6 protein-coding genes are annotated in these 11,553 nt (G+C 46.3%); all 6 read right to left on the reverse strand.

Annotated features, from left to right (window positions below; all coding sequences use genetic code 11):
* Window positions 1–80 precede the first annotated feature (80 nt).
* The 6 genes from FO446_RS16190 to FO446_RS16215 all read right to left on the reverse strand — a co-directional run bounded on the left by FO446_RS16190 (window position 81) and on the right by FO446_RS16215 (window position 11,537).
* Complete coding sequence (locus FO446_RS16190; RefSeq protein WP_237898520.1) at window positions 81–548, reverse strand: MarR family transcriptional regulator; 468 nt, start codon at window positions 546–548, stop codon at window positions 81–83.
* A gap of 129 nt (window positions 549–677) precedes the next feature.
* Window positions 678–881, reverse strand: coding sequence for a hypothetical protein (locus FO446_RS16195; protein ID WP_026043127.1), 204 nt, complete (start codon window positions 879–881; stop codon window positions 678–680).
* 176 nt (window positions 882–1,057) lie between these two features.
* Window positions 1,058–4,099 carry an efflux RND transporter permease subunit gene (locus FO446_RS16200; protein WP_237898522.1) on the reverse strand — a complete coding sequence of 1,014 codons (3,042 nt, stop codon included), beginning with the start codon at window positions 4,097–4,099 and terminating at the stop codon, window positions 1,058–1,060.
* A gap of 3 nt (window positions 4,100–4,102) precedes the next feature.
* Entirely contained in the window at window positions 4,103–5,308 is a 1,206-nt protein-coding gene (locus FO446_RS16205; protein WP_217366885.1) for an efflux RND transporter periplasmic adaptor subunit, read from the reverse strand.
* 90 nt (window positions 5,309–5,398) lie between these two features.
* Window positions 5,399–6,676: an MFS transporter gene (locus FO446_RS16210; protein WP_173607866.1), complete on the reverse strand. Its 1,278-nt coding sequence runs from the start codon at window positions 6,674–6,676 to the stop codon at window positions 5,399–5,401.
* Window positions 6,677–6,812: 136 nt separating this feature from the next.
* A complete protein-coding gene (locus tag FO446_RS16215) occupies window positions 6,813–11,537 on the reverse strand; it encodes a non-ribosomal peptide synthetase (RefSeq protein WP_237898523.1) in 4,725 nt (1,574 codons plus the stop codon).
* Window positions 11,538–11,553 lie beyond the last annotated feature (16 nt).

Raw genomic sequence — 11,553 nt, forward strand, 5'->3', positions numbered from 1 at the left:
CTCTCCTCTTATCTCTCTAATATTGTGTCCTTGGAAACAATTTCGCAAAAAAAATAATGAACACCCGTAGTATGTTTCCCCTAATCTTCTGTTGCTTCTCTTATGACCTTTTCCAAAAATGCCAATTCAGTAGGCGTATACCTATCCAAGAATCGGTACATGTCATTTTCCAGGCGTTGATGATAGTGTTCATGAATCTCGTTTACCATCTCTCCTGCTGATGTCAGCCTGAAAAAAACTTCCTTCTGATTGTCTTCGAGCTGATACCGCTCGAGTAATCCTTTCTTCAAAAGTTTGACTGTTATTTTGGATATCGCGCTCTTTGTTACCCCAATATGCTGTGCAATTGTTGTAACATTGACTCGATCTTTTCTCCCTACCTCTTGAAGGACGTGGAGCTCTGTTACGGATAACCTTCCAACCTTATCGTAATCTGGTACGCTAATTTTGATCTGGCGCAATAGCATTTCTTCACGTAGCTTGCTGCGCTGCTCCTGTTTATGTAGAAAGGTGATCCATCGATTCCAAAGCTTCTTTTTAGGGTCCAATGCAGCATCAGCTCCTTATCTGTTCTACCTTTGTTTCCACGGAAACAAAATAACCTTATCATGAGACTTCCTTTTACGCAAGAAAAAACCGCAGCCCTGCATTCGCAAGCTGCGTTCCGAGACCAATCTCTATCCATTTAGATTGCCCAATTCCTTATCTGCACTAAAATGAGCACGGGCTGCCTCAAACACTTCACTTTCCGATCCGGCCGAGATTTTGAAACTCGATACCACTTTTTTGCCACATCGTACTTGTACGTTGTACTGTGAATCCCCATCATATGTTGACTCGAAATGATAATCCTCACCATTGACCTGAATAGTTCGTTCCATGGTTACACCTCCCACCTTAGTGTGACCAAGCAACATGGCAATCATCCAATATTTTGTTGCAAAGAAATCGTTGTGTTTCACCCTTGGTCGACTCACCTGTCGTCATGCTATTCGGCTCTATGAAATGGTTAGAGGGCACAACGCTGGTTCGCCAGCGCCGTGCCCCGTTTTCCTTTTTACATATCAGCAATGCGAGTTGCTTTTTTTCGCGCTACTCTCTTCTCGCGAATCCCCTCAAAGATCGAATAAAGAACAGGAACCAATACAAGCGTTACGAGCGTGTGAAAAATCAACCCCGCAATTACCCCGGTAGCAAGCGGCGCCTCTAGTTCCGCTCCTTCCGCAACAGCGAGTCCCATCGGCAGCATACCGAGTATCGCTGTCAGTTTGGTCATAATCACCGGACGAACACGATCCCGCGTGCCCTGTACAATTGCTTCTTCCAACCCCATCCCCCGTGAGCGGAGCAGATTGATTCTGTCAATTAACAGGATTGCATTGGATACAACGATTCCTACCAGCATGATGAGCCCAATCATCGCCATCTCACCAAACGTTCGCTGTGTGACTACGAATCCAAGAATAACTCCCACCAAGGCCATTGGCAACGACAGCATGATAATAAACGGCTGAGACAACCTCCCAAACTGTGCCACCATAATCACATAGATGAGGGAGACAACCGCTACCAGGACAATAATTCCTTGCGTAAAGGTGTTATTTTGTTCCTTCAAATCACCAGCGATCTCGATCTTGTACCCGGCAGGCAATTCCACTGTACCCAGCTTCTCATTTACTTGTCTGCCCGCCGTACCAATATCCGTGCCCAACAGTTCTGCGGATACCGTGATGATTTGTTCTCCTTTTTCATGTTTGATCGTAATCGGAGATTTGCTGAAATGAAAATCAACCAGCTCATGTAACGGCACATGCGAGCCTGTTTCTGTTCGTATCATGATCTGCTGGAGTTGGTCAGGATGTGTCACCCATGTCTCTGGAAATCTGGCAACAATCGAGGTTTCGATACTATTTTGACTGATTGTGGATAGGGGCTGCTCCCCAAGCAGCATGCTGATTTGGCTGTCCAACGAATCTGAGTCAACCTGCAATTGAGACATTGCCTCCTGATTGGGTATTAGCGTTACTTTTTCCTTCCCTCTTTCGAAATCATTCCGAATATTGACTACACCGGGTATGCTCGCCAGCATTTCTTCTACCTTTGCGGAAATCGACCGCGAGACCTCTAAATCTTCGCCGGCGACCTGCAACTCAATAGGAGCCGATTTACCCGAGAATCCAAATGTCATACTCGTTTGTTCCACGCCGTCAATGGCATTCAAGCGACCGTTTACTTCTTGCATAAATTCTTCTTTCTCTTGCGTTCGTTGCGACTTGGTCACTAATGTAATATTTAACTCCACTGTCTCTTTCTTTGCCGTAAAAAAGACTTGATTCACGTCGGACAGCTCTCTTAACGCTTTTTCCGCTTCAACCGCTGCGGTTTGCGCCTGTTCCAAGCTAGTGCCATCAGGCATCGTTAACGTGGCAAAAATCTGATTCTCATTGGCATTCAAGCCATTTCCTATTTTAATCAACGGGAAGAGACTCAAGGCCCCTACAAACATTGCAAGAGCCACCAGCAATGTGAGAACGCGATGACGAAGGGTTAACAACAGTAATCGCTGAAAGAGAGAAACAATCCCTTTTTTCCCTTTTTCGCTACGGGGCTGCAATTGTTTATCATGTTGGAGAAAACGCTCGGAAAAAATCGGAACAAACAGAAAAGCTGCAATCGTCGACGCAATAATGGTAGAAGTAACGGTAAACGCAATGGTATGAAGAATAGGCTTCAGCCACTGTTCAAAATCCGCGACCACTAGCGGTAAAAACACAACAATCAAAGTTAATTGGGAAGCAAATACAGGTGCTATCACCTCTTTTGAGCCCTGTACGATGGCCTGCTTCAGCTGCATTCCCTTTTCTCTCAAATGATAAATACTCTCCAGAACAACGATCGCCGCATCAACAATCAATCCAATTGACAAGCTCAGTGATATTAATACCACCATGTCAATGTTGTAACCGGCAGCTTTCAGCGCGATGAAAGTCATCAGGATGGAGAGAGGTAGCGTCGTGGCAATGACCATCGTCACACGCCAGTTTCGCAGGAATACCCAGAGTACGAGGATTGCCAATATGCCCCCGATGACAACATCTCGACTCAAATTGGTGATCGCTTTTTTAATAAAGGAGACGGATTCAAACATGACTCTCAGCTCGTAGTTTCCACCTGCCTCCTCATTGATTTGCCTCACAACTTCCTCGACTTTTTTCTGTGTAGTGATCAGGTCACTCCCCGGAGCACGCTTTACACTGATTTGCACAAAGAGGTTGCCTTCTGTCATGGAAATAGCGTCCTTCACGCTTCCGCGCAGGTCACTCACCGTTGCCAGTTGTTCGAGTGCAACCTTGCCCTTGGGTGTCTTGATCAAAATGTTTTTGAACTCTTCTACATTCTTTAAGCTGTTGTCAATCATCACAACGGTGTCGAATCCAGGATTTTCCAATATCCCCACAGCTTTTTTCCAATTGGTCCCCTGTAGCTGACCAACAACATCTGCTGCTGTCGTTCGATAGGCAGTAAGCCGTTCAGGACGAAATGTTATCGCAACCTTATTTTCAAAACCGTCCTCGGATACGACCACTTCCTTCACACCCGGGACGGATTCTATTCGATCCTTAATGGTCGTCTTCAGCAAGGTGAGCATGGTCTGTGTATCGGCACCCACCATTGCGTAGTCGATTAAGTCCTCATCACCTAAATTCGTTTGAGTGACGGTTACGGTATCCACTACTTTGGGAAATTCATTACGCAGCCGATTCACAATATTTTGGGTCTCTTGCTTGACCTTTTCACCTTCCCCATCCTCTGCAAGGATCGAGATGCCAGAAAACCCCGTTCCTGTTTTCGATGAGAAATTTTTTATTCCAGCCACAGATTTCAATTCCTGCTCTATTTTTTCCGTGACCTTTTCCACCATCTCTTCAGGCGGCAGCGCTCCTCCTGAAATATTCACTTCAATCCAAGGCAAATTCGTTTTCGGTACGAGCTCCACGTGGAAGGAAAAGAGAGCACCGATTCCGGTAAGCACGATGAGGAATGTGCACAAATAGAGGATCACTTTTCGTTTCAGCAAAAAGAGAATGACCTTGTCCATCGGTTACTCCCCTTTCACCGTAACGACTTCTCCTTCGGCGTAGTACGTTATGCCGGAGATTAGGATTTGATTGCCCGTCTGTAAGCCCGATAGAATCTCGACGTTATTTCCAAAAATTCGCCCAACTTCCACGTCGCGTCTCTTGATGACTCCATTTTCGACAACCATGACGAAGCGCTGTGTTTCTTTAATGCCCACGCTTTGGACAGGAACGAGCATCCCGTTTACCTTGCGTGACATCTCTACAGTCGCGATCATTCCCTCGATCAACACGTTGTCTTTATTGGAGACAGCTATCTCTACCAAATACTTTCCCGTTTCTGCGTTAAGAACGGGCGAGATAAATGTTATGGTCCCTGTGCTTTTGGCCTTTCCCTCCACTGTCACTGGCACCTTGTCCCCTTGCTTGTAGTTTTCTATCACATCCAATGGGACATCGACCTTCAGCTTTACTTCCGAGCTATCAACCAAGTGAATGATACTTTCACCTGGCTGGGCAAGACTGCCTGCCTTTTGGGTCACATCGATGACCGTACCGCTAAACGGCGCGACGAGTTGCGTTTCTTGAAGGGTTTTCTTTGCGAGCTCTACTTGACTGGCTGCTTGTTTTAATTCGGCATCTGCACTGGCAATCTCGTTGACTTCCGCTCCTTTTAGCAACTTATCCAATGTAATTCGCGCTTCTTGTAGCGAAATCTCGATTTGCTCTTTTTCCGACTGGGCACTGTCCAGCTCACTCTGCGAAATAGCGCCGCCCTTAAACAGCTCCTGGGCTGTCTCCCATTTCCGCTGGGCATCCTTCAAACGCTTTTCCTGGCTGTCCACTGCCAAGCGTTGTTTGCTGATGAGATCCGCGCTTGCTCCTTGCAACGTTTTTGAACGCAACGCAGATGCACTTTGGACCTGGCTTTGTGCCGCTTCCAGCCCTTTTTGATAATAGTTCGTATTTAAGGAACTTAATACCTGGCCTTGTGTTACCTTTGCCCCTTTTGTTACGTTCATTCGTTCAATCGTACCAGAAGCCCCAAAGGCTAGGTGGCTCTCCTGTTTGTATTCAACGAAAGCAGTAAGAGGAGTCGGCAAGGAATCTGTCTGTTTTACGGTGTGCACCTGCACGATCTTTTGTTTGGTTTGCTCCGTTTCCTGTTTCGTTTCCACTCCACACCCCGTGATGAACATCAGTACAACGGTCAAAACGACATAGTGCATACTCTTCACGTAGAGTCCTCCAGTAGTTTTGTCATTGTCTTTTTGAAAGAAGCTGACATCCTATTCTCTCTCTCGTTATCGTGACTTTGCTCAAGCAGACTTGTCCGTAGCAACAACCTGCTCTTCTTTTTTCTTAAAGTATTGACTCACTTGCTTGTTCAGATGAGCGATCAAGGCGATCACGAAAATGAGAGCACCTGAGGCCAACAGGAGATACGGCCAATAAACGGCCTCCAGTAAAATACCGTACAACCAGATCCCAAATGGTACGGCCACACCGGTAAATGTGCCGACCACACCAAACATGCTGGCACGCAAATGCTCAGGCGTGTTCAATTGAACAAAGGTAAAGATCGGGATGTTCCCCATGGAGTTGAAGATGGCGGAGACCAATAAAATCCCGACAAACACGCCCGTAATGATCCACGAGGCGTTACTCGTTTCCGGAACAAAAATCGGAAAGATCCACGACATCAATAGAATCCCTTGCACTTGAATCAAAAGAAAGATTTTATTCTCAACGTATTTGCTTACCTTTTTCATAGAGACAATAGCCGCTCCGATAATGATCCCGATAAACCAGGAGGACTGAATAAAGGAGAATTGCTCCATCGATACCTTTTCGACTCGATAGGCAATATGCAGCAGCCCCACATACATGAGCGGAGGGAAAATAAAGTTGAGCACAAGGAAAATCAGGAACAAGTACTTGATAACAACCTGTTCTCGGATATATTGGAAGACTTCCTTGATTGTTTCTGTATAGCTTTGTGTTGTCTCCTGTACTACCTCGGCCTTGCGGAAACGGAGGAACATTTGCAAGATACCTGCTCCGATAAAAGAAAGACCATCAATCAGCAAAATCATTTCCATCCCCATTAAACGATAGGCAACCGCCCCTACCAAAGGACCCGCTACATTGAGAATGGCGCTGATCGCTTGGTAAATAGAGTTCATACTTCCTACTCTGTCCTCATCTACCAGCTCTGGAATGGATGCTTGCAAAGCGAGATAAGTAACAGCCTGAATGGTGCTGATCACGAAGGCGTAACCTACAAACAGCCATAGATTCGTGGGAAACTGGAGGAAAAACAGTAAAAACAAGAGAACGAGCGCACCGCTTAGCAGCTCGGTGACAACCATGATCGTTTTCTTGTTGTGTCTATCAATATAGGCGCCTGCAAAAATATTAATCAGCACCCCCGGCAAGTACGAAAAGCCCAAAACAGTTGCAAATGCAGCGGAAGAACCCGTCATATCCGCAATGTACAGGGCAAGGGCAAATTTGTATACACCGCTACCTAATTCCGTAATGAAACGAGTAAAAGAAAAGAGAAAAATATTTAATCCGTATGATTGGTTGCCCATCTTAACCTCCCTGAATAGTAATCCCTCTAGGTGATGATTTATTTCGGCAAGATGATCCCGCTACACTTCACGGACAATACCCCCGGAATAGAGCGGAATCCATCTGCCGATTTCCAATACGATGCCTAGCGGACTCTTAGCGTATGACTAGAGGCATTCCTATCAATTTTTTCGCTTCTTCCTCTAAGAGCACTCGCAGCTTCCTTTCATCCTCTTGATATGGCAGAGCCATAAAAATAGTCATTTTGCCCATGGATGTATAGGAAGCCTCAAAGAGAATACGCTTCTTTCCCTTGATAAACAGGTGATCGTATTCACTTGGTTGACTCTTGTTCTGCTCACCCAAAAAGTTGCAAATAATAGGTGTCATCTGCAAGGATTGGATGAGTGATTGGTGGGAAAGAGGATGGTTTTCCGTTACGTCAGGATTTTGCACGAGATTGGTGAAATGGATGTTCCTCTCCTTTGCGAGATCCAACCGAACTTTCACATACGTTTCCAACTCATCGAGACTCCACGACGGATCAATATGAAGTGGAATATGATCGATGCACTCGCCAAGAACATCGAAGAAATGGTTCCCCATAAAGGATCTGCCAAAGTTCATAAGGAAGATGGGGGCCTTTTGGACTCCATAACTTCTTTCGCAAAATCTGGCTAAAAGAGCAATCGGAATTCGCGTATTTTCTGTCTCCTGCGGGTTATCCATATCCAGTTCGCAGGTAACAATCGTGTATCCGTCCAAAGCAGATGAAGATGGAAGCTGGCTTTCGATGGACAAAAGACTATTCTCAAATCCGAGGAGATCAAACTCCTCCATAAGCTGTTGATCTTCGATTCCGATTGGACCTTTCGTAATTTGCTGGACGAAATCCCAATACGTATTCCGATCATTTTCCGAGAGGTCTGTGCCATTCTCCAATGCTTCGTAATACAGGTTTATGTCGTTTTGCAGAACCTCGCTGCTAATCAAATCAAAAATGAGATGCGATGCCGGGAATATGAACGAGTACTCTTTCTCGCTCTCTTTCAGCAAGATCACTTTGTATGACAAGGAGCCGATCGAATCATGCTGCTGGTAAAAATATTCGCTCAGTAAAAGTTGGCGCACCGCTTCTTTTCTTTCTTCCGATTCGCCCGATACATCAACAACTGGAAGCTCAATTTCACTAGGGCAAGGATATTCTTTCCAATATGGCTCTGCTTCCTCAAAAGCTAGCGTGCATCGTAGTAAATGATGCCGCTTCAAAACGTCAAGGAAGGCTTTTTCCAGCGTCTTCGGATCGATCATCCGCTCAAAGCGAATTACTGTTCCAGAAATGTCCTTTTCCTGTACATGATAGCGCTGTGAAGGTGACAGTGGCTGCCTGATGAAAGCTTGCTGATTCACGATCGCCTCCGAATAATGAAGGAGCTTCTGATCGAGGTCGTTGAAGAGGCGCTCCTGCCATGGCATCGTTTCCTTCTCATCGAACGCAGCTTGTTGCAAATGATTCTTCTCTTTTTCCCATGCTTTTTGCGAGAGATCCAGATATTGAATGGCGTGCGGCTGTATCGCAGGATCGCAAGACCTGCGCAATAAGGACAGGATTTCTTGATGTTTGTCCCGCGCATTTTCTTCCACGTACAGAACAGCTCGGTGCTTGCTGCCGAACGGCACCTCTACATAGTTGCTTCGTACTTGAAAATGGGCGTAGATCAAGGTTTCCAGCTCTTTTTTATCTTGCGCTTTTGTGGTACGAATCCGATTTACGGTATCTACATATCCTGCCAGCGCTCTGACTGTGTCGTATTGGAAGATCGTTTGAATCTTCACTTCGATGCCTTCCTTATGCAGTCGTGCTACCAGTTGGATCGCTTTGATAGAATGCCCGCCCAGATCATAAAAATGGTCATCCACACTGATTTCCTGGAGGTCCAGCACTTCTTTCCAGATTTCTGCCAGCCTAATCTCTTGCTCTGTAACAGGTGGATTCAGTTGCTTACTTGCCTCCCTGATCATGACAGGCTCAGGTAATGCTTTCCGATCTATTTTTCCATTCGGTGTGACAGGCATTCTCTCAAGGACGTGGATATACGTTGGTACCATATAGGCTGGAAGGGTGGCCAAAAGCTCCTGACGCAAATCTCTGTTCCAATCAGGCTGCTCCCAGACCAGATAAGCGATCAGGCAGGCATCTCCTCCCTGCTCTTTTTTGGCCAACACGACCGCTTCCTTCACTCCCGCCTGGGATAGGATCACGTTTTCAACCTCATCAAGCTCGATACGGAAACCGCGTATCTTGACCTGGTTGTCCATTCGCCCCAAATATTCCAGACTTCCATCCGCAAGCCATTTCACCATATCTCCCGTCTTGTAGAGCCTCGAACCGGCAATAAACGGATCTGCCACGAATTTGTCGTTTGTCAATTCCTCGCGATTGATGTAGCCATCAGCGACGCTAATACCCGCGATCGCTAACTCACCAGGAATTCCCTGGGGCTGCAAATGACCATGCGCATCCAGCACGTATACTTTTGTGTTGGCAATGGGCTTTCCGATTGGCACTTGCTGCGGCAGCTCCTCTTGCCCTTCATACGTCCAAGTCGTTGCACAAATGGTTGTTTCGGTTGGACCGTATGCATTGATGTAGCGGCAATGGGCGCTCCATTTATGGACGAGCTCCCAGTTTGCTGCGGAACCTGCGGTGATTAACGTTTGCAATTTCGGGAAATTTTCCGGTTCCAAATACGTCACAAAGGTAGGCGGAAGCGTCGCGACTGTTACTTCATGCCTCAGCAGATACTCACTGAAAGCCTGCGAATCGAGTACGACATCCTTTGAGACTACGACAAGTCTCGCCCCCGTCAATACCCCCATCGTAAACTCCCAGACAGAGGCATCAAAGGAGATGCTGGCAAACTGCAACACCCTGTCATTTTGGGTGATACCGAGATCGTTGATGAAAAACTGCTGGAGGTTGGCGATTCCAACGTGGTGCAGCCTTACTCCCTTTGGCTTCCCCGTTGACCCGGAGGTATAAATCACGTAGGCCATGTCACTGGAACGATGAAAGGTCTCTACATCAGCTGTAACGCCGTTGTATACGCTCCTACCATCAAGATTGATCACCATTGCTGCAGGGAGAATACGCTCTGCATACGCTACTGTCGGATCATGGACCAAAACAATGCTGGCCCCGCTATCTTCCATCATATAACTGATCCGTTCACTCGGATGGTCAGTGCTAATAGGGAGAAAAGCACCGCCTGCTTTCAAAACGGCCAAGATGGCGAGGCTGTAAGCAGTAGAGCGCTCCACCATCACACCAACAATGCTGCCAGGTTTTACCCCTTTCTTACGCAGAACGTGGGCCAGCGCATCGGATTTGTCATCTAATTCCTGATACGTGTAGCTGCCTTCCTGATCGACCACGGCAATGTGATGCGGCCCCTTTTTGACCTGTTCCTTAAATAGCTGGTCAATGGTTCGCGTTTGGTCAACCAGCATCTCCGTGTCATTCCATTGTTCCAGAATGAGAGCCTGCTCCTCGTCCGTGACCATTTGCATGTTTGCAATTGGCTGGTCGGGATTGCGGATGACACTCTGAACCAACTGATTCAGATGCGCTTGCACTTTTTGCAGATAGGCATCACTGTAGGCAAGTGCATTATAGATAAAGTGAATTTCTAATTCCTTACCGGGAATAATGCACAAGTTGAAGTCATAGCTGGTTTGCTCATATCCTTGGACATCCGTGATTCCGAATAAACCGCCTTTTCCATCTTCGTCGAATGCCTCTTCCGTCAATGGATAGTTTTCAAAGACCATAAGATGCTGAATCAGGTTTTGCTTTAATGCGGTTTCGGACTGAATATCCGCCAGAGACAAGTATTGGTAGCTACTTGTGGCTGTGAAGAATTGTTGCACCTGTCCGAGCAACTCCGAAAATGTCTGTTTGCCTTCACTGCGAATCCGCATTGGGATCGTATTGACAAACAACCCAACCATTTCTTCCACACCAACGAGTTCAGAAGGACGTCCCGAAACAACTGATCCGAAGACAACATCATTGGCATAATTGTATCGATGCAGCAACAATCCCCAGAGGGAATGAAAGACGATGCTCAGTGTCACATCATTTGCTCTCGCTATTTGCTCCAAACGGGCAGTCGTTTCCCGATCAATGCGGAACACGATCGATTTTCGTTGGTACCCCTTACCGGTTGAAATATATTCAACCGGTAAAGGAGATTGTTGATCAAATCCATCCAGGCTATCGCGCCAGAACGAGAGTCCTTCTTGTTTATTTTGCTTGCCAAGCCAAGTGATATAGCTACTGAAGGAATAAGGTGGAGCCAGCTCAGCCTTCTTATTTTGAAGATAAGAGCGATAGATATGGAAAAAGTCTTTTGCGACAATCCCCAAGCACCAGCCATCCATAATAATATGGTGGAAGCTCCACACCATCTTGTATTTTGTTTCACTCAATTTCATAACGGTCATCCGAAACAACAGATCTTTCTCCAGATCAAATCTCTTGCGCCGATCCCTTACAAGAAATTGCTCTACGAATGCTTCTTGTTCATCCTGATTCAGGTCAGAGATGTCCTCGATCTGAATAGCTGCTTCTCTTTGCTTCAACACGATTTGCAGCGGCTTTTTACTTTCTTTATAGTGAAAGACTGTTCGCAGGATATCGAATCTTTCGACGAGGTCGCGAAAGCTCTGATCAAGGAGATCAAGCCGCAACGACTCCTCCATCGTAATCACCGTTTGTTCGAAGTGAACCTCTGATTCAGGATGAAGGATAAAGTGATACAGCATGCCTTCTTGCATAGGTGTCAAGCGGTATATATTTTTTATCTGAACACCATTCAAACCTCATCACCATCTA

It is taken from the genome of Brevibacillus brevis (assembly GCF_022026395.1).
Taxonomy (GTDB): domain Bacteria; phylum Bacillota; class Bacilli; order Brevibacillales; family Brevibacillaceae; genus Brevibacillus.